The following is a 19,913-nucleotide window of genomic DNA, read 5'->3' as shown; positions in this document are numbered from 1 at the left end:
GGATCGATCTGTTTCAGACGGATCGCCGCAGAAAGGCCAGCGGGACCTGCACCAACAATCACGACATCGAATTCCATCGATTCCCGTTCAGGGAGGTCTGGCAAAGGGACTTGCATGTTTTTCATCTCGTTCATGGTGTGGGGCGAAAACGCGTGTCAATTGTGCCCATGGCTGAAGCGTTCGGTACTCAGGATCGCAGACGCGCAATCGGCCGGACGTTCGAGCCCGAGCATACAAAGCGTCAGATCCATTTCATCGCGCAATATCGACAGCAGCCGGTCAGCACCGGCTTCGCCATCGGCGGCAAGCCCCCAAAGCGGGAGCCGTCCGACCATCACCGCTTTCGCTCCAAGACCGACATATTTCAGCACGTCACTGCCGCGCATGACACCGCTATCAGCCAGAACCTCCATGTCCTGCCCCACGGCCTCGACAATGCGCGGCAAAATCGTTGCCGGTGGTGGCGCGACATCCAGGTTGCGGGCACCATGGGAGGAGACAACGATAGCATCTGCTTCCATTTCTCTCGCCTTCCTGGCATCAGCGGCACTCAGGACACCTTTGATGACGATCTTGCCTTGCCACCAGGATCTGATCTGCCGAACGTCTTCCCAGTTCAAAAGATTTTCCAACCGGACCGCTTCAGCAATCGATGGGCGCGTCACGGCGCCCCGAAACTCCTGCGGATAGTGACCATAGCTCGGCATCCCGGTTGTCGTGAGATAGCGCATCAAAACGCCAAAAAACCAGCGCGGGTGCATCGCGACATCGATGACCGAGCGCGGGGAGTACTCAAACGGGATAGAAAAACCGTTTCGACGATTGTATTCCCGTTTCGGACTGGCCGGCGTATCGGCCGTGATGACGAGATTTCTGACGCCGGCAGCCGCAACGCGTTCAAGGAGGGCCTTCGAAAGACGCCTGTCTTTCCACATGTAGAGCTGAAACCAGATGTCAGCTCCGGGAGCACCTGCCGCGACCTCTTCAACCGTTGTCACGGATTGTGTCGAAACACAAACCGGAATGCCCAGTCGGCTAGCAGCACGGGCAATCTTCGCCTCTCCCTGATGTGAAACCAGTCCTGCAAGCGCGGTCGGAGCAACGATCAGAGGCATCGCCTGCTCGCGGCCCAATATCTCGGTCCGCAGGTCGCGCTCCCGATGTCCGGTCAGCACGCTTGGTACCATTTCAATCGCATCGAGGCTTTCTCGCAACCTGGCGAGTGCTCGCTCATCCTCGGCACCCCGATCAATGTACTCGAACAGCGATTTTGGAAGTCTCCGTTTTGCAGCCTGTCTGAAGTCACGGGCATTCAAATGCTGAGGCATTGTGTTTCCAACCTGCGCGATGAGCGGTAGCCAAAAGATCGAAAAGTGCCAAATCAGTTCGTTTTGGAGAGTTCGATTGCCCTGTCATGCGCAGCTTTGGCAGCCTCGCCTATCAATGGCATGAATGCACCCTCGCCCATCAAAATGTCGAGCGCGGCCGCCGTCGTTCCGTTGGGGCTTGTCACCTCACGCCGTAAGACATCAGGCCCGTCATTCCGGCTTGATGCCATTGCAGCGGCACCATGAACCGTTTGCCGCGCCAGCAACAGTGCCTGATCAGCATCGAGACCGACGGCCTCCCCGGCTTTCGCCAGGCACTCTATGAAGTAAAAGATGTAAGCCGGGCCAGAGCCGGATATGGCTGTCGCCGCATCCACCTGTTCTTCCGATGAGACTGCCAGCACCTTTCCCATTCCAGAAAGCAGGCCTTGTACCAGCTGTGCCTGATCTTCATCGACGCCGTCATTCGCAAACGTCACAGTCATTCCGTGGCCGATCGAAGCCGGTGTATTCGGCATGGCACGGATAACAGCACAATCGCCGAGGCTGGCCTCAAGCGTGCGGACGCCAACACCTGCAGCAATGCTCACAAACACGGACGAGCCAACAAATCGCCGATAAGCCGGCAGCACCGCCGTCATGACCTGCGGTTTGACTGCGAGAAAAATCACGTCAGGCTTGAGAGAAGCTTCCAGTGCGTCAGCGCTTTCGTAAACGCGTGCACCAGTCTCTGCTGCACGCTTACGCAAGGGCTCCACTGGCTCCACGACGTGAACGCAGTCAGGCGTCATGCCATCGCGTGCAAGCCAACCCTTCAACATCGCGTAACCCATGTTGCCGCACCCGGCGAGAACAATATTGATCGGATTGGCCAAGACGATTTTCCTTACTGAACCCCAGATCGCATTCAGCGCTGGTAGTGAACAAATTTTGCCATTGAGCTCGACGTCGCGGCGACCTGAACGTGGTGAGCAAGCTCCGCCTCCACCTTCTCGACAGTCCATCGCGTGGTCGGAGCAGCAATATTGAGTGCGGCGACTGCACGTCCATGCTCGTCGGTGATCGCGGCTGCGATCGAGATGTCACCCATCACCGTTTCATTGGCGACGACGGCATAGCCTTTCTCCGAGGCTTCCTGGATGCGCTCCCTGAGCTTTGCCTTGTCGGTCACCGTATAGGGTGTCAAAGGCCGAAAGTCCGTCTTTGCGAAAACCTCGTCGATCTCTTCGGGTGAGCGTCTCGACAGGATTGCCGTCCCGGATGCTGTAAACAGTGCCGGCAACCGGCTCCCCACCATAATGTCGACATTGACCAGATGCTGGCCGGGAAACCGTCCGACATAGACAATCTCATGACCGTCCAGTTCCTGAAGGTTCGTCGTTTCTCCGACCGAACGGCTGATCTCCAGCAGGTAGGGTGCCGCCTTGTCGAGGACCTCGTGGGCATGAAGATAGTTGTAGGCAAACTGCAAGACCTTGGACGTTAGCGCGTAGTTGCGTGTCTTGTGGACGCGTCTGATGTAACCAAGGGTTTCAAGCGTGTAGACCAGCCGCTGCGCGGCACTGCGATCAAGACCGGCTGCCTTTGCTATGTCGGAAAGCGGCATCTGCTTATGTGGCCCATCAAAGGCGTGCAGCACCTGGAACGCCTTTTCGGTGGAGCCGACAAACAGCGATGATGCCTTCGGATCGGTCGGCAGGGCAGCATCTGACTCGATTGGTTCCACCGGTTTTCTAGGCATGAGATATTCCTTGCCGACCATTTGATCGCAGTCGATTTCCGCGAAACGTTAAAGAGGAGCCCGCCATCGCGAGCCCCATCTTTATCGACCGCACAGGGTTATGATGCAAGCTTGGCCTCTACCGCTTCATACTTTTCAAGAAGCCTGCTGCACTCCTTGCGCAGCGCAGCCTGTAGCTCGGTCTTCGGCTGGCGCAGCGGCGCCAGCATGCTCGGCGCATTGACCCCGATAAGATCCATGACCGATTTCATCGGACCAGGATTGGTCTCGGCAAACGCCAAATTCATGAACGGAATGAGATCCTGGTGCAAAGCCAGCGCTTCGACTGTCTTGCCGCTCACCGCGAGGTCGAACATCCGGCGCCACACCTTCGGAACAAGGTTGGCCGTGACGACGATGCCACCCTTGGCGCCTGCTGCTACATGCAACGGGAAAAGGGAATCTTCACCGCTGAGCATCGTGAAATCAGGAGAAAGCCCCGCCATGACACGCAGGTAGTGATACATGTCCGTGTTGCAGGCCTTCATACCGATGATTTTCTCGTGGCCGGACAACTCGTGCAGAATCTCAGGATCGATCGCAATGCGGGTACGATAGGGGATTTCATAGATCAGGATCGGAACGGGAGACTGGTCTGCATAGCGCAGAAAGTAGTCGCGAATGCCGGCCTGTGTCGGGTTGGTGTAATAGGGCGTGATCACCAGAAGCGCGTCTGCGCCGGCTGCAGCGAATTCACGCGCGCTATCCATCGCATCGTGGAAACCGGGGTCGAGAACACCCGGAATTACCGGAGACTTGCCACCAAATGCCTTCGCAGACATTTCCACGAAACGGATGCGTTCGCGGCGCGACAAGGCGCCATACTCGCCCGTACCACCCAGCGGAACCACACCATCGACGCCCTGCTTCTGCAACCAGGCGAAAAGGGCTTCAGCGGCAGCCGTATCGATGGTGTCGTCAGCTTTCACGGGCGTCACAAGAGCCGGAAGGATACCGTGCAACTTGGTGGAATCGAGCATTTTATTGTCCTTCATTTAAGTATCGTGGGGCGTGACTAGTGACCTGCGCCGCGTCGACGCAGACGGTCAGCGGCAAAGATCAGGATCGAAATAAAGACCAGGAGGCAGGTCGAAACCGCAGCGATCACGGGCGAAACCTGAAGCGTCACCTCATCCCAAAATTGCTTGGGAAGAGTTGCGTTGAGGCCACCCGAAGAGAAGAGTGCGATTGTCAGCTCGTCAAACGACGTTGCGAAAGCAAACAGGAATGCCGAGAACATGCCAGCCCCGAGGATCGGGAACGTCACATGGATGAGTGCCTTGACCGGTGTCGCACCGAGACTGTGGGCAGCAGCATCCAGCCGCGTGTCGTAGTTACGCAGAACAGCGACCATCGTCAGGACGACATAGGGGACACACACCACCGTGTGGCCGAGAATGAGTCCGATCGACGTGCCGACAAGACCAAGCTTTGCGAACACGTAGAACATGCCGACAGCAATGATGATGCGTGGAACCACGATCGGAGACAGCACGAAGGCCAGGATGGCTGCTTTTCCACGGATGTTGGCGCGAGCCAGAAGGAACGCGGCAGGAACACCGATCAGCATCGAGAGAATGCCTGCACCCGCTGCAACCGTCAGTGATCGCAGAACCGCCTGGCTCCAGACTGGATTTGCCCACATCTGTGAATACCACTGCGTGGTAAATCCACTTGGCGGCCAATTCAGACCCGCCTGACTAAAGGAAATCGGGATCATCAGAACCGCAGGAAGCGTAATCAGGATGAGCACTGTCCAGACGAAGACCCTCAGGAACAGGGGCGGATAAACTTCATCGAGGCTCTTCTTGCTCCCTGGAAAAAGCGCCAGCACATGGTCGCTGACCTCGCCAAGGATCGCTAGAAATCTCGCCCCTGCGCGCCGGGAGATGGAATCGCGGCTCTTGCCCTCACCCTGACTTTCCCCCGTCAGTGTCGTGAAACCGAAGATCCGGTCGTAAACAAGGAAGACAAGAAGAACAACGGCAAGAAGCAGCACTGCTATAGCGCCAGCAAGACCCCAATTCAGTGTCTGTTGCACCTGGTCGATGATAAGCTGCGAGATCATCGTCTCGAAACGGCCTCCGAGCAGGGCGGGAACGATGAAGAAACCGATCGCAGTCACGAACACCATGATGGCGGCAGCCGCCACACCCGGCATCGAAAGCGGGAAATATACCGTCCAGAAGGCCGATCCGGGACGTGCACCAAGCGTGGAGGCAGCACGCGGCAAGTTGCGATCGATGTTTTCCATGACCGCAAGCATCGTCATGACGGCAAGCGGCAGCATCGCATGAACCATACCGGCGAGCACGGCGCCAAGCCCGTAGAGCAGGTCGATTGGACGGTCGATGATGCCAAGGGCCACCAGCGTCTGATTGACGACGCCGTTGCGGCCCAGGATGATGACCCAGGCGAATGCCCGGACAAGGAAGCTCGTCCAGAATGAAAGGAGGACAAGAAAGACAAGCCGTCCCTTGGTTCGTGGGCCTGCCGTCGAAATCAAATAGGCCACCGGATAGCCGATGATGACTGCAAGTGCCGTCGTCGCAAGCGAGATCTTCAGTGTGATCCACAGGACGTTGAGATAGAGCGGCGATGCAAAGAGCTGTCTGTAGGATGCGAGTGAAAGCACACCATCGTTAACGAAGCTCAGCGACAGCAATTGCCCGACCGGATAGACGAGAAAAGCCAGCAGCAGGACGATGAGCGGTGCTACCTTCATCACGTGCCCTACCCAGATCGGCATTGCCGCAGATTTTTGGGATGCAGACGGCGCATTCATTGTGTAACCCTCGCGCGGCCAATCGCAACCGCGTCTGCCCCTTCCCACGAGAGCGAAACCTTGTCGCCGATCTGGTAATGATCACCGTTCAGGCGGGTCGGGAATGCCGCGACCAGTTCCTGTGAAGACCAGCCTTCGGCATTCATATAGATTTTCGTCAGGCTTCCGGTCACCATCACATCGCTGACGACCGCGCCGATACCATCGGCTTTCTGTGTCTTGTTGATCGTGAGGTTCTGCGGACGGATCATGATGTGGATTGCATCGCCGGCAGATATCGCTTCGTTGGCGATCGCTTGCGCGGCAACCGATCCCGCGCCGATCGTTACATCGATCATGTCGTCGCCCGCGCTTGTTACTGTTGCCTCGATGAGGTTGGACTCACCCAGGAAATCGGCGACGAACAGTGTTTTTGGTCGGAAGTAGAGATCCGCCGGTGTCCCGAGCTGCTCGATCTTGCCGGAGTTCATCAGGCAGATCCGATCGGACATCGTCATCGCTTCTTCCTGATCATGGGTGACGTAGATGATCGTCGCGCCGAGCTCGCGGTGAATGCGCTTGATCTCAAGCTGCATATGTTCGCGCAGCTTCTTGTCGAGGGCGCCAAGGGGCTCGTCCATGAGAATGATGGAGGGGCGATAGACCATGCAGCGCGCCAGGGCGACACGTTGCTGTTGTCCGCCCGACAGCTCCTTGGGATAACGCTGGGCAATGTGGGGAAGACGGATCATTTCCAGTGCTTCCGTGGCGCGCCTTTTTGCTTCCTCTGCCGCAACCTTTCGCATTTTCAGCGGGAAAGCGATGTTTTCCAGGATAGTCATATGAGGGAAGAGAGCATAATTCTGGAAAACAACGCCGATGTCACGCAAGTGCGGTGCATTATAGGTGACGTCGTTGTCGCCAATCAGAACAGCGCCGCCATCCGGTCGGGACAGGCCCGCAATCAGGCTCAAAAGCGTGGTCTTGCCGGAGCCGGACGGTCCGAGCAGCGTCAGGAATTCTCCGTCGCCCACCGTGAGGTCGGTTTCGGCAAGAGCGGTGAAGTCGCCGTAACGTTTGGCGAGTTTTTTTACGGTCAAACTGGATAAAGACATGGCGGCCCTGCCGATTTCTGGATCAGATTGGGGCCCGGCATCGTGCCGGGCCGGTTTCAGGTCAGCTCAAGAGCCAGGCGTTATAACGCTCGATGACAGATGCCTGATTGGCCAGCCAGTATTTCGCGTCGATCTTCACGCCGCGCTCGATATGCTCCGGAAATGTCGGGCAATCCTTGGCGAGTTTGGGATCGATGAAATCGAAAGCTTCCGGCTGCGTTACGCCCGCCGGGAAATAGTCGACGAGTGCGGCCTGTCGCTTCGGATCGGACGCGAATTTGATGAACTCCCGGCATGCGTCGGCGTTTGGCGAGCCCGCCAGAATTGACCAGTTGTCGAGACCCCATATGTTCTGGTCCCAGACGATTTCCACCGGTGCTCCGGCGGAGCGGGCCGATTGGGCGCGCGAAACCCATGTCGGTATCATGTCGACCTCGCCGGACTGGAGCATCTGCTCGACCTGCGAACCGCTCGTCCAGAAAACACCAACATCTTTCTTGATTGTGTCGAGTTTCTTGAAAGCCCGCTCAATGTCGCAGGGATAGACGTCGGAGTTGGCAACGCCGTCCGCCATCAGTGCCTGCTCGATCGTATCGAAAGCATGTTTTCGCAGCGCTCGTCGACCGGAGAATTTCTCGGTGTCAAAGAAGTCAGACCAGGATTTCGGTGCCTCGCGGCCCTCGAAAACATCGGTGCGATAGGCAAGAACGGTCGTGTACACGTTCGTTCCCACACCGTATTCAGACACATACTGCTTCGGCAAAGTCGAGATTGCAGCCTCACTGGAAAGGCCGTGTTTTTCCAGGTACTTTTTTTCGCCTGCAGTCAAAAGTTCGATGGCGGGCTCGGAGATTTTTGCCATATCCCAGGTGTAGGACCCGGCGTCGACCATGGATTTGATCTGGGCGGTCGGTTCTGCGTTTGCCTGTACCCCGACGACCTCGATACCGGTCGCCTCTTTGAATGGGCCATAATAGACAGCGTTATATGCCTTGGTGTAGATGCCGCCGTCGTCACGGACGATGATGCGCTTGCTCTGTGCGTTTGCAGACGTCCAGATTGCCGGGGCAGTCAATGCTACTGCGCCAACGGCACTTGTCGTCAAAAACTGTCTGCGTGTCCAGTTGGACTTATCCTTCATGCTCATCGTCGTTCTCCTCTTGGAACGTTGTTGATCCTTGTCAGCACCTGTTTTTCAGGCTTGTTATTTCTTGGGCTGCGGCGGCTCACGACCTGGGGAGCAGCCGGCCAGGGTTGAAAAGGTTTTCAGGGTCGATTGCGGACTTTATTGCGCGCATCAGCGAAAGCTCTGCCGAGGGTTTGTAGCGGTCCATCTCGGCGAGCTGGACCTGGCCGACGCCGTGTTCAGCACTGAACGTTCCACCGAGATTGTCTGCAACATCATTGACAGCATGACGCAGCCGCGACGCGAGATCGTCTCGGTCGGAAAATGCATTCCAGGCATCGAATGAAAAGAACGGAATGAAATGGATGTTGCCGTCACCCATGTGGCCAACGACGACGATCTCCGCCGAGGGTACAATTGCCTTAACGGCCTGCGTTGCCTGATCGATGAATTGGGGGGTGGCTGAAACCGGAACTGCGCAGTCCGTCGTCAAACCGACACCAGCCTTTTTATTGGCCTCGGACACGCTGTGACGAACCTCCCAGATCGCAGCCCTTTGCGCTTCGCTGGAGGCAATCATGGCGTTACCGATCAGTTCCGCCTCGAATGCCTGTTCAAGGACATTCTGCATCGCATTGTCGAGATCGTCCTCGCCGCCGGAATCGGAAAGCTCGATCAACAGATGCCACTCGTGCTCGGTGTCGAGCGGCGAACGGCGCTGAGGAACGTTTTCCAGCACCAGATCGAGCTGCTTGCGGTTCATCAATTCGAAGCCAGAGAGCTTGGCGCCGTATGCCGCCTGCACCGCAGTCAGTAATTTCAACGCCTGATCCGGATGATCCAGACCAGCCCAGGCCACGGCCGCACGCGCCGGATATGGATGCAACTTAAGGACGGCAGCAGTAATGATCCCGAGCGTTCCCTCGGAGCCTATGAACAGATGCTTCAGATCATAGCCCGTGTTGTTCTTGCGGAGCGCCTTCAGCCCCGACCAGATTTTTCCGTCAGGAAGAACAACTTCGAGTCCGAGAACGTTATCGCGTGTATTCCCATAGCGTAGAACAGAGGTTCCACCAGCGTTGGTCGCGATCGTGCCGCCAATCTGGCAGGAGCCCTCTGCACCGAGGCTGACAGGATAAAAGCGACCATTTGCCTGGGCAGCCTCATGAATATTCGCCAGAATACAACCGGCCTGGACTTCCATGGTGTTGTTGACCGGGTCGACCTTGATGATCTGGCGTAAACGATCCAGGCAGATGATGACCGGTGGGCTGCCCGCCGGGTCTGGAATGCTGCCACCAACCAGGCCCGTATTGCCACCTTGCGGCAACACTGGAATGGCGCGCTCTCTACAAAACGCTACGATATCGGACACTTGCTGGACATCGACAGGGCGGGCAACACACAGCGCCCGACCATGGTAGCGACCGCGCCAGTCCTCCGTGGCAAACGCCATATCAGCGGGATTGGTGACGACAACATTGGCCCCGAATTTTCGAACCAATTCCTCCACAAGATCCATCGTTTGCCCCATTATTTAATTGCATTACGATTATTGTGTATATATTACGATTTCTTCGTGTTTATAGCAATATACAAGATGGCTTTACGGCTATTTTTTAATCGCACCTGGATTGTTGTCCGATTTTCAGCATTGCGCCGGGACCAACCCTTTGCCAGCGCATAAGTCGCGAACAAATCCATAACGGATTCCCAACCTTCCGCCTGCCGGTGCGTTCCTTTTTTGTTCATGATGCGCTATCAGACGTAAAAGCTCTCCGCGTCACGATGCCCGAATGAGGAGGCAGGCGATTGCCAATCAGCGGTGCAACGGCGAAAAAAACGCGAGACTCTAAGTAACTTGTCCTGAACGACGGAAAGCAGATGACGGCGACCTACCTGGAAAAACTCAACGACCGGCAGAGAGAAGCGGTCGAGCACGGTATTGGAATGCCCGATGGCCAGACAGGTGGACCGTTGCTGATCATTGCCGGCGCCGGTTCAGGCAAGACCAACACGCTTGCGCATCGCGTCACACATCTGATCGTCAACGGCGCAGACCCCAGACGTATTCTGCTGATGACGTTTTCCAGGCGGGCAGCATCGGAAATGACGAGGCGCGTTCAAAGGATTTGCCGGCAGGTTCTGGGTGAAAATTCCGCTGTCATGACCGACGCGCTCGCCTGGGCCGGAACGTTTCACGGGATCGGCGCGCGGCTTTTGCGCATGTATGCTGAACAGATCGGCCTGAATGGCGACTTCACGATCCACGACCGGGAAGACAGCGCCGATCTGATGAATATCATCCGGCATGACCTTGGCTTTTCCAAAACCCAAAACCGCTTCCCGACGAAAGGCACATGCCTTGCGATCTATTCCCGCGTCGTGAATTCAGAGTGCACCATCAAGGAAGCGCTCAAGAATTCATTCCCGTGGGTGAGCGAATGGGAAAACGAACTGAAGGAACTGTTCGGCGCCTATGTCGAGGCCAAGCAAGCCCAAAACGTCCTCGATTACGACGATCTCCTGCTTTATTGGGCTCAGATGGTGTCAGCGCCGGAACTTGCCGACGATATCGGCAATCGCTTCGATTATATTCTGGTCGACGAATATCAGGACACCAATCGCCTGCAGGCATCGATCCTCAGATCACTGAAACCGGGCGGCCAGGGCCTCACGGTCGTTGGCGATGATGCGCAGTCGATCTATTCTTTCCGGGCCGCTACCATTCGCAATATTCTCGATTTCCCAAGCGAGTTTTCGCCCAAGCCAGCCGATGTGATAACCCTCGATCGCAACTACCGCTCGACGCAGCCGATCCTGGCGGCTGCCAACGGCGTAATCGATCTGGCGCGAGAGCGGTTCACCAAGAACCTCTGGACTGACCGGCAATCCGAACAGCGGCCAATGCTCGTGACAGTGAAGGACGAGACCGATCAGGCGGCCTATATCGTCGAACAGGTTCTCGCTAATCGTGAAATCGGCATGACGCTCAAAGAGCAGGCCGTCCTTTTCCGCTCATCCAACCACAGTGGTGCGCTCGAGGTCGAGCTCACACGCCGCAATATTCCCTTCGTGAAATTTGGCGGTTTGAAATTTCTCGACAGCGCCCATGTCAAGGACCTGCTGGCCGTGCTTCGTTTCGCGCAGAATCCTCGCGATCGCGTGGCCGGGTTCAGGCTGTTCCAAATGTTGCCGGGTGTCGGCCCGCAGACTGCCGGTAAAATTCTCGACACGATTACAGCCGAGCCCGAGCCACTGATCTCGCTAGCAGAAATTCCGGCTCCACCGAAGAGCGGTGAGAACTGGGCGAAATTCGTCGAGCTTATGCTTGGCCTCCGCAAAGCGGGTGCCGGCTGGCCGCATGACATCGAATTGGCACGTCTCTGGTATGAGCCTCACCTCGATCGCATCCACGAGGACGCTGATACTCGCAAGGCTGATCTCGTTCAGTTGGAACAGATAGCAGCCGGTTATGCCAATCGGGAAAGATTCCTGACCGAATTGACACTCGACCCCCCTGATGCGACCAGCGACCAGGCGGGCGTTCCTCTTCTCGACGAGGACTACCTGATCCTTTCAACCATCCACTCATCCAAAGGACAGGAATGGCGCTCCGTCTTCCTGTTGAATGTTGTCGATGGCTGCATTCCCTCCGACCTTGGCGTCGGCAGCACGGCTGAACTGGAAGAAGAACGCCGTCTGCTCTACGTCGGCATGACACGGGCACGTGACAGCCTGGCCCTGATTACGCCGCAGCGATTTTTCACGCACGGGCAGAATGCTCAGGGCGACCGCCATGTCTACGCCTCGAGAACCCGCTTCATTCCCGCGACCCTGCTGCAGTTCTTCGAAACGACGAGTTGGCCGAAAGTCAGCGCGAACGCCAGCGAGCGCAGTGCCAACCAGATCCGTATCGATGTTGGGGCACGGATGCGATCCATGTGGAAGTGAGACGCGCCATTGCCGTGCAGTCATCTCAAAACACAAGAGGAGGCTTCAAGCGTTGATCGGTGTGATCATCGTCTTGTGTGCAACGCTTCATTACGTGTTCCGCAAGACCGGCTGGCTCTCACCATCGACGCTTTACGTTTCAGGAGAGGTCCGCCCGACGACCATGCCATTCAGTAGAGGGTTTAAAAGCCCTCTACCTTATGAAACGGTTGTCATCTCTTACACCCAGAAAGCACCAGGATGAGATAGCAGGATCGCCAAGACGGGCCCATGTTGCATCAGTTCCGGCCAGCGGTTCGAAGAGCGTCCGCGACCTTGTGGATATGCGCGGCACCGATACCGCAGCATCCGCCGATCAAGGTCGCACCCGCGTCTGCCCAGGAGCAGGCGAAACGCGAATAAACGTCGTCCGTCAGATCCGCTCTCGTATCATGCAAACCCTCATTGGCAGCAGAATCATCCTGCTCCCCTTCAAAGGCATTGGCATAGACACCGATGTCGATCGAGACGCCCTTTTCCTGGAAGACCGACGATGCGGTCGTCACTGCAGCTTTCATCACCTCCGGCTTGCTGCAATTGAACAGCAGTGCCGCGGCCCCCGACCCTGCAGCCCACAAAGCAGCATCATGGACGGTTTCACCCGAACGGAGTTTCGGGACCTGTCCAGGACCGTCATCCAGCGTGAAAGAGATCCAGAACGGCTTGCCGGTATCAGCCACGGCCGTCCGCACCGCCTCACCTTCAGCGATCAGGCTCAGCGTCTCTCCAAGCCAGACATCCACGGAGGGGGCGAGGTTGTCGACCAGCACTTTCAGGTAATCCTGAACACGAGACGCGTCGAAATTTTCCGGTTCATAAGAGCCAAAAATAGGCGGCAGCGAGCCTGCAACAGTGATGTTTCGGCCGGATGCATCTGCCGCCGCGCGGGCAAGGCGCCCTGAGAGCGCGATCAGGGATGCGCCATCTTTCTGGAAACGTTCTTCGCCGATATGAAAAGGGACGAGCGCGTATGAGTTGGTCGTCACGACATCAGCACCGGCATCGATGAACTCGGCATGTACCTTTCGCACGATATCGGGCGCATTGATGAGCGCCAGCGCAGACCATTCCGGCTGCTTGAGTTCAGCGCCGAGCCTTTGTAACTCCCGGCTCATGCCGCCGTCCAGAATACGAATACCGCTCATGTTCAACTCCTTGAAAATTACCGTCGCACCGGCACCTGCGCTTCGACGATACCGAAGCAGCGGGCGATGATAGCGGTGAGGATGAGATAAAAAACAGTGACGACGAGCAGAGGCTCGTAGACCAGCAACGTGTCCTGCCGCACCTTGTAGGCGACAGCGTAGAGATCCATGACCGTGACCGTGAAGGCAAGCGGCGTAGCCTTCAACTGCATCACGACCTCCCCTGCGATGGTCGGCAGAGCGGTACGGATCGCCCGAGGCAACCAGATGCGACGAGCAAGGGTGAACCGGCTCATGCCAAAAGCTCTGCCTGCCTCGAGTTCACCTTTCGGCACGCCCAGAAGTGCACCTCGCAGGACCTCGGCCTCATAGGCGGCATAGTTCAGCGTGAAGCTGACCGCCGCAAAGAAAAAACCTTCCCGAAGCACAGGCCATAGAAAACTCTGCCGAAGACCCGGGATCATGGGCAACAGCGAACCGACGCCGTAATAAAGCAGCCATAGCTGGATCAGGAGCGGCGTCCCGCGAAAGAACGTACAGTACGCTCGCGCCATAAGCTTCGTCAGCCTGCCACCACTGATCTGGGCGAATGCAAGACCGATAGCGAGAACAAAACCGAGGCTGACGGAAATGGCCAACAGGCAGATCGTCTGCCATGCTCCGCTGACAAGTAGCGGCCAGTATTTTGCGATCCACGAGAAATCCATCGCCTCACCTCATGCCAAGGCTGGCTGACCACGGCGAACATGCCGCTCGATCAGTTTGAAGATGGCATTGGAGACAAGTGTGATTGCCAGATACATTACCGCTGCGGCCATGAAGAACAGGAAATATTGCTTGGTGCTGGCACCGGCAAGACGGGTTGCGAGTGCGAGCTCCTGATATCCGACAACGGCGACGAGCGCACTGTCCTTTGTCACCGAAAGCCAGAGATTGGAGAGCCCCGGCAGGGCATTTGGCAACATTGTCGGCAGGACGACGCGGCGAAACCGCAAGAATGGCGACATGCCGAATGCTCTGGCCGCCTCAATCTGGCCCGCGGGGATCGCAAGGATCGCCCCGCGCAGCACCTCCGTCATGTAAGCGCCCTGAACGAAGCCAAGCACGGCAACCGCAGCGACAAAGCCGTTGACCTCCAGCGGTGGCAAACCTGCCAGTTGCAGGAGACGGTTGAGACCATCCGTACCGGCATAATAGAGCCCGACGATGAGGATCAGTTCGGGTACTGACCGGATCAGGGTTGTGTAGAGATTGAGGACGACACCGATTGGCCTGTTACCAGAGAGCTTTCCAAGCGCACCGGTCAAACCTATGACGATGCCGATAACATAGGCCCCGGCCGAAATGGCAAGCGTTGCGAGCGCACCTGACAACAGAGTGCCACCCCATCCCGGAGGATAGGGTGACAAAAGCTGCAACATGTTTTCAAAGCTTGCCATCTGCGGAAACCGACCGGATTACTTTGCGCCGTAGATATCGAAGCTGAAGTATTTCGCGGTAATCTCGTCATATTTGCCGCTGGCGCGGACAGCCGCGATCGCAGCATTCAACTTATGCTTCAATTCCGCATCGTCCTTGCGCAAGCCGCCCGAAACGCCAAGTCCCAGAATTTCCGGATCATCAGCGACATTTCCCGCATCCGCGCAGCAATCCTTGCCAGCATCGCTCTTGATGAATGCATCAAGCACAAGCGAGTCACCGAAAACGTAGTCGATGCGGCCGGCAGCCAGATCCTGGAAGGCTTCATCAAGGGTCTGATAGGTCTTCTCGTCGGCGACATCCTTGAAATATTTCGCGTAGTAGGCGGACTGGACGGTCGCCACCTGAATGCCAATTGTCTTGCCCTTAACATCGTCCGCCGTTGTACCCGGCTTGCCATCCTTGGCACCGATCAGCTTGCTTGGGGTATTGTAGTACTTGTCGGTGAAATCGATAACCTTCTGACGTTCGGCCGTGTTGGACATCGAAGACCAGATGACGTCGAATTTCTTGCTTTCCAAGGCCGGAATGAGACCATCCCAGGAGAGTGCGACGATGGAGCATTTCTCCTTCATTTCGGCGCAGACAGCATCCATCAGATCGATTTCCCAGCCCTGCCATTTGCCGCTGGCATCCTGCGCGAAGAATGGTGGATAGCTCTCGTTCATGACGCCGAAGCGGACGTCGGCACTGGCGGAAAATGCAGACAGTGCGAAAGCCGTACCGGCCAGCAATGAGGCGAGGAATTTCATTTCAATCTCCTGTTACGAAAAATCAGTTGGTGAGCGCGCCGGTAAACTCTCGTGCTCTGGCACTGGCGGGATTTCCAAAGACCTGTTCCGGTGGCCCCTCCTCCTCCACGCGCCCCTGATGCAAGAACATGACATGGCTGGAAACATCACGGGCAAATCGCATCTCATGCGTAACCAGCAACATTGTGCGCCCTTCTTCTGCAAGTTCGCGGATCACCTTCAACACCTCGCCGACCAGTTCAGGATCAAGTGCCGAGGTCGGCTCATCAAAGAGCATCACTGCAGGCTCTACACAGAGGGCACGGGCAATGGCGGCACGCTGCTGCTGCCCGCCGGATAGGAACGCCGGATAGACATGCCGTTTTTCGTACAATCCAACTTTGTGCAGGAGGGCTTCAGCTTTCTCGATGGCTTCGGCACGTTTTACGCCCATGACATGCACCGGCGCTTCGATGATGTTTTCGAGGACCGTGCGGTGAGCCCATAAATTGAAGTTCTGGAACACCATGCCAAGCCCGGTGCGCAGACGTTCTACCTGCCGCCAGCTTTGCGATGTGGTTTTGCCATCGCGACCACGCTTGAGCATAATCTCCTCGCCATTCACGATCACCCGCCCTTGATCGGGGATTTCGAGAAAGTTTATGCATCTGAGAAACGTGCTCTTGCCGGAACCGGAAGAGCCTATGATTGAGATCACATCGCCTTTGTGGGCACGCAGAGAAATACCCTTGAGAACCTCGTGGCTGCCAAAACTCTTGTGGATGTCATCCACAGCGAGGGCGCAGGGAACTTCAACGGTCATCAAACGGTCCTGACAAATCAATCGGCGGGAAGATGTACCAAGAAGTACATTTGCTGACGCGGAAATAACCGCTCTATTGCAGGACCGAAAGGAAAAATCGTTCCAGTTCGTCAAAAAGACAGAAAATTACCATTGATCGCAAAGCTCAACGGACGCTTGATGGGACACCAGCTTCATTTGGAATGCCATTTCAGTGCGCGTGGAGCGCTTGCGATGGGAGGCTATGGTGGCCGCAAATCAATAAGGTGATTTGCACTCAACGCGCACGCCGCTCTTATCTGCGTAGGTGTTGTCACTGGCATGGTATGACATGAAACGCGATGCGCACCATTTCACGTGCTGGATTTCTTCAGGTGACAGAAGCAGGCCATCAGCCTGACCGGCGCCGCTATTGTCTGTCGCAAAGGACGCGACACCACTTGGTCGCAGATCACTGTTGCGTTGCTCGGGCATCTGGAACGCGTGAGCAACGCCAATCGAGGCGGCCAGAATTGTCCCGGTGATGGCAAGTGTTGCGATCGATTTCTGCAGCTTAAACATTGCTTCGTCCAATCGTTTGTTCGCTGAAAGAACGTATTCGCCCGGGAATACGTTCCATTTTCCAGAAATCCCGCATCATCCGGCTGCGCTATATTCGGGATATGGACAGGGCGCGACAAAGCTGACTGCGGGGAATGTCTGGCGAACAGGACGGCATATGTCACGACATGGAAAGGCCCTGAACTGCGGATCGCGGTTCGTGTGTTCGAGCGGATGTGTCGAGGATTGTGGTCGCTTTCGCGCATACTTGCGAGACGGTCGCGCTTGGTTTAATGAAGGCTCTCACTGTCCAGCATCGAGTTGGACACGTAAGCGTTAACGTCACTCAACGCGTATGATCGAACGGCTTTGCGGCTTCGATCTGCGCGACTGTGTCCTGCGGATCGAGCTCGATAAGCCTCTGTAGGACAAGATGGATAACAATAACACCCAACCTGTTTCAGCCCCAAGCATCGAGCGGGTCCGCCACGAGCTGCGTCGCCGGCTCCTTACCGTTGAAACCGTCGTCGACATCACCCCGGGAATGCGTCGTATCGTTCTTCGCGGAGACGACCTTTCCGATTTCACGAGCCTTGCACCTGACGATCACATCAAGGTCTTCGTCTCCGGACCAGATGGCGCCGACGAGAAGCGTGATTACACCCCTCGACGATATGATGTTGCCGCCCGCAGCCTGACGATCGATTTCGCACTGCATGAGGCAGGTCCTGCAACGCGATGGGCGATCGGCGCCATTCCCGGCGCCGCGCTTGAAATTGGCGGGCCACGCGGCTCGGCCGTATTCTCCGAGACGGTAAAACGCTGGCTTCTGGTCGGCGACGAAACGGCGCTTCCCGCGATGGGCCGCCGTATTGAAGAAAGTAATGCCGACACCGTCATCAACATGATTGGCGTTGTTGCGGGTGCATTGGAGGAGCAGACCTTCAAGAGCGAAGCGAAACTTGCGGCGCATTGGGTCCATCGCCCCCTCTCCGAAGCCGATGATCCCGCACCTGTCATTGCCGCATTGAAAGGGATCGAGATTGTGCCAGAGACACTCGTTTGGGTCGCCGCCGAAGCCAAAGTCGTCCGCGCGGTCCGTGCCTACCTGACTGATGAGCGAGCCTACCCTCTGACCTGGATCAAGGCATCAGGTTACTGGACGAAGGGCAAGGCCGACACGACCGAAAAGTTTCCCTGAGCCCTAACAGAAGCAGCATTCGCCCAACAAGGCGGGAAGCATCCTGTCGGAGATCGCAATCGGATGCGATCTTCCGACCAGAATGGCCTTTCAGCCTTGAGCGGGTATTTGCAACTCCTCAGAAGATGGCGATCTGGAAAATTGCGATCGAAGTGCCTCCGACGCAGTCAGGCTTTTCCTGTCTGACGCGAACTCATCACCCTGATAATTCACGAGCAGACTGAAGAGCCCATCACGAAGCGTGAGTTCTGGTTGAAGCAATCTCTGAGCTTTTTCGCTGACAAACCCGCGGGTGGCTGCGAGCGCCGATTTCGTTGTGCCTTCAACCATGACGATGACGTTCAAGGTGTCAGGGTCCGTGACATCTGCCTGCTCGAACACCTCGTACGGTTGGTTCGGTTCGGCGATAACAATACGAAAACCGAGGATACGCCCCGATCGCGTCAGTTCCTCCAGAACTTTCGCCAGCGTTTGCGAAGCCGCTGGCGCCTGCAGCCGCCCAACGGAATAAGCCTGTGCGATCAAGCCACCACCGACACCGTTACCCCCATAGGTAAAGCTGATGCCAGGGATGCGAAGTACATTGAGAAAATGCCGCCGCATCGAAAGTGACCAGTCCGTTGGCTGCCGGACGAGCTCGAGATAGGCCGGCTGTTCCAGCACCTGAAGATTTTCGAGCGCATAAAGCGTGAAATAACGATTATCCGGTTTTGAGAAATCGGCATAACGACGCGCCCATAACATGCCTGGCGTTGTCAGGCGTTCGGGCACGTGCTCGAAGGTGTGCCAAACCTCATATTCCTCCGTCAGTGTTGCCGGATAATCGTTCCAGAGGGCTAGGAAAGCAGCGCTCATGAAGGCTCCCTGATCTGAAGCATGACCTTCGAGGCAAGACGCTGATGCGAGACGCTGAAGCCCTCAAGGGCTGAACCAAGTGAGAAGCGGTGCGATATCAGCTTTCGCATGACATCCTGATGGTCATTCAAAAATGCAATCGTGGCATCCCAATCTTGCTGACTGGCGCGATAAGAACCACGGATCTGCTGATGCATCCTTACAAGCTGTGTGAGGTTGATTTCGGCTGGTCGAGGATGGATACCGACAACCGTGAAGATTCCGCGCTTTTTGAGAAAGGGCAGCGTGGCATTGACCAGTGCAGGCACACCGGCCGCCTCGATGATCGCGTCAAAGGGCTGATATTCCGAAAGCGCGCGGTCAAGAGGCGTTTCTTTTCCGTCAATCAGAAAATCGAAACCGAGGCTACGCAGAAGCTCGAGCCTTGGGCGATCGTCCCGCCCTGCAATCACGACCTTTGCACCTCGGCTGCGTGCCAGAATAGCGATACCTTGGCCGATAAAGCCCGGGCCAAGCACAAGAATGGTCTGGCCCTCACGTACCTCTGCAGTATTCACGGCCTCCAGGCAAACCGTCATCGGCTCTGTCAGTGCCGCGATCTCCATGTCGAGACTGTCGGGCAAAAAATGGCAATTCCTGGCCGGTGCACAGACGAAGCTGGTGAACGCTCCGCTACGGCCAATCCCGATCCCTTTGCGGTTGCTGCAATCGTCGTCGTGGCCGGCAAGGCAAGCAGCACAATGGCCGCAGGTGGTAGACGGTCGAACAGTGACACGTTGGCCAATCAGGCCGCGAGCCACATTCGCGCCGACCTCGTTGATAAAGCCGGAAAACTCATGACCGAGCGTCACGGGCATGGCGCTCTGCATGCTTTCATAACCGGGCGTCCATTCGGCAATATGCAGATCCGTACCGCAAATCCCGGCAGCCTCCACCCTGATCAACACCTCACCTTCTGGAGGTACCGATGGGATCTCAACATCGCGAAACTCCAGACCCGCTTCAGGACGAACCTTCTGCAATGCCAGCATTGTCATGTCTCCAGCGTTATTTG

General features: G+C 56.7%; 19 protein-coding genes. 2 read left to right on the top strand and 17 right to left on the bottom strand.

Going from position 1 to position 19,913, the window contains the following annotated elements; all coding sequences use genetic code 11:
* The 9 genes from ACIQT8_RS24725 to ACIQT8_RS24685 all read right to left on the bottom strand — a co-directional run.
* A partial coding sequence (locus ACIQT8_RS24725) for an FAD-binding protein (RefSeq protein ID WP_400971070.1) occupies window positions 1–116 on the bottom strand: 116 nt, incomplete at its 3' end.
* Window positions 117–155: 39 nt separating this feature from the next.
* Window positions 156–1,328, bottom strand: a complete 1,173-nt coding sequence (locus ACIQT8_RS24720) for an alpha-hydroxy acid oxidase (RefSeq protein ID WP_400971040.1) — start codon at window positions 1,326–1,328, stop codon at window positions 156–158.
* Between the two features lie 53 nt (window positions 1,329–1,381).
* Window positions 1,382–2,203, bottom strand: a complete 822-nt coding sequence (gene proC / locus ACIQT8_RS24715; RefSeq protein ID WP_400971038.1) for a pyrroline-5-carboxylate reductase — start codon at window positions 2,201–2,203, stop codon at window positions 1,382–1,384.
* A gap of 32 nt (window positions 2,204–2,235) precedes the next feature.
* The gene (locus tag ACIQT8_RS24710; protein WP_400971035.1) at window positions 2,236–3,069 is read right to left on the bottom strand and encodes an IclR family transcriptional regulator; all 834 of its coding nucleotides are present in this window, start codon (window positions 3,067–3,069) and stop codon (window positions 2,236–2,238) included.
* Window positions 3,070–3,167: 98 nt separating this feature from the next.
* A complete protein-coding gene (gene dapA, locus ACIQT8_RS24705; protein ID WP_400971032.1) occupies window positions 3,168–4,088 on the bottom strand; it encodes a 4-hydroxy-tetrahydrodipicolinate synthase in 921 nt (306 codons plus the stop codon).
* A 35-nt stretch (window positions 4,089–4,123) separates the two neighbouring features.
* The gene (locus ACIQT8_RS24700) at window positions 4,124–5,833 is read right to left on the bottom strand and encodes an ABC transporter permease subunit (RefSeq protein WP_400971067.1); all 1,710 of its coding nucleotides are present in this window, start codon (window positions 5,831–5,833) and stop codon (window positions 4,124–4,126) included.
* Between the two features lie 56 nt (window positions 5,834–5,889).
* Window positions 5,890–6,987, bottom strand: coding sequence for an ABC transporter ATP-binding protein (locus tag ACIQT8_RS24695; RefSeq protein ID WP_400971029.1), 1,098 nt, complete (start codon window positions 6,985–6,987; stop codon window positions 5,890–5,892).
* Window positions 6,988–7,048: 61 nt separating this feature from the next.
* Complete coding sequence (locus ACIQT8_RS24690) at window positions 7,049–8,134, bottom strand: ABC transporter substrate-binding protein (protein ID WP_400971026.1); 1,086 nt, start codon at window positions 8,132–8,134, stop codon at window positions 7,049–7,051.
* 79 nt (window positions 8,135–8,213) lie between these two features.
* Complete coding sequence (locus tag ACIQT8_RS24685) at window positions 8,214–9,635, bottom strand: FAD-binding oxidoreductase (RefSeq protein ID WP_400971023.1); 1,422 nt, start codon at window positions 9,633–9,635, stop codon at window positions 8,214–8,216.
* A 362-nt stretch (window positions 9,636–9,997) separates the two neighbouring features.
* Here ACIQT8_RS24685 and ACIQT8_RS24680 point away from each other — a divergent pair, with 362 nt between their 5' ends.
* On the top strand, window positions 9,998–12,067 hold the full coding sequence (locus tag ACIQT8_RS24680) for an ATP-dependent helicase (RefSeq protein WP_400971020.1): 2,070 nt from the start codon (window positions 9,998–10,000) through the stop codon (window positions 12,065–12,067).
* 278 nt (window positions 12,068–12,345) lie between these two features.
* Here the strand turns inward: ACIQT8_RS24680 and ACIQT8_RS24675 are convergent, their stop codons facing one another.
* The 6 genes from ACIQT8_RS24675 to ACIQT8_RS24650 all read right to left on the bottom strand — a co-directional run bounded on the left by ACIQT8_RS24675 (window position 12,346) and on the right by ACIQT8_RS24650 (window position 16,824).
* Window positions 12,346–13,251, bottom strand: a complete 906-nt coding sequence (locus tag ACIQT8_RS24675) for a homocysteine S-methyltransferase family protein (protein ID WP_400971017.1) — start codon at window positions 13,249–13,251, stop codon at window positions 12,346–12,348.
* A gap of 17 nt (window positions 13,252–13,268) precedes the next feature.
* Window positions 13,269–13,958 carry an ABC transporter permease gene (locus tag ACIQT8_RS24670; protein WP_138791665.1) on the bottom strand — a complete coding sequence of 230 codons (690 nt, stop codon included), beginning with the start codon at window positions 13,956–13,958 and terminating at the stop codon, window positions 13,269–13,271.
* 9 nt (window positions 13,959–13,967) lie between these two features.
* Window positions 13,968–14,690: an ABC transporter permease gene (locus ACIQT8_RS24665; protein ID WP_400971014.1), complete on the bottom strand. Its 723-nt coding sequence runs from the start codon at window positions 14,688–14,690 to the stop codon at window positions 13,968–13,970.
* An 18-nt stretch (window positions 14,691–14,708) separates the two neighbouring features.
* Entirely contained in the window at window positions 14,709–15,482 is a 774-nt protein-coding gene (locus ACIQT8_RS24660; protein ID WP_400971011.1) for a transporter substrate-binding domain-containing protein, read from the bottom strand.
* 22 nt (window positions 15,483–15,504) lie between these two features.
* Window positions 15,505–16,284 carry an ABC transporter ATP-binding protein gene (locus ACIQT8_RS24655; RefSeq protein ID WP_400971008.1) on the bottom strand — a complete coding sequence of 260 codons (780 nt, stop codon included), beginning with the start codon at window positions 16,282–16,284 and terminating at the stop codon, window positions 15,505–15,507.
* 237 nt (window positions 16,285–16,521) lie between these two features.
* Window positions 16,522–16,824 carry a BA14K family protein gene (locus tag ACIQT8_RS24650; protein ID WP_400971005.1) on the bottom strand — a complete coding sequence of 101 codons (303 nt, stop codon included), beginning with the start codon at window positions 16,822–16,824 and terminating at the stop codon, window positions 16,522–16,524.
* A gap of 412 nt (window positions 16,825–17,236) precedes the next feature.
* Between ACIQT8_RS24650 and ACIQT8_RS24645 the strand changes: the two genes are divergently transcribed.
* Window positions 17,237–18,004, top strand: coding sequence for a siderophore-interacting protein (locus ACIQT8_RS24645; RefSeq protein WP_400971002.1), 768 nt, complete (start codon window positions 17,237–17,239; stop codon window positions 18,002–18,004).
* A gap of 90 nt (window positions 18,005–18,094) precedes the next feature.
* Here the strand turns inward: ACIQT8_RS24645 and ACIQT8_RS24640 are convergent, their stop codons facing one another.
* The gene (locus tag ACIQT8_RS24640) at window positions 18,095–18,859 is read right to left on the bottom strand and encodes a hypothetical protein (protein ID WP_400970999.1); all 765 of its coding nucleotides are present in this window, start codon (window positions 18,857–18,859) and stop codon (window positions 18,095–18,097) included.
* Window positions 18,856–19,890, bottom strand: a complete 1,035-nt coding sequence (locus ACIQT8_RS24635; protein WP_400970996.1) for a zinc-binding dehydrogenase — start codon at window positions 19,888–19,890, stop codon at window positions 18,856–18,858. Before ACIQT8_RS24635 ends, ACIQT8_RS24640 begins: the two co-directional genes overlap by 4 nt.
* Between the last annotated feature and the right edge of the window lie 23 nt (window positions 19,891–19,913).

This window comes from Agrobacterium sp. NPDC090273 (assembly GCF_044772305.1).
Classification (GTDB): Bacteria; Pseudomonadota; Alphaproteobacteria; order Rhizobiales; family Rhizobiaceae; genus Agrobacterium.
The sequence above is the reverse complement of the archived record's forward strand: the minus strand, read 5'-3'. Positions and strand labels throughout refer to the sequence as shown.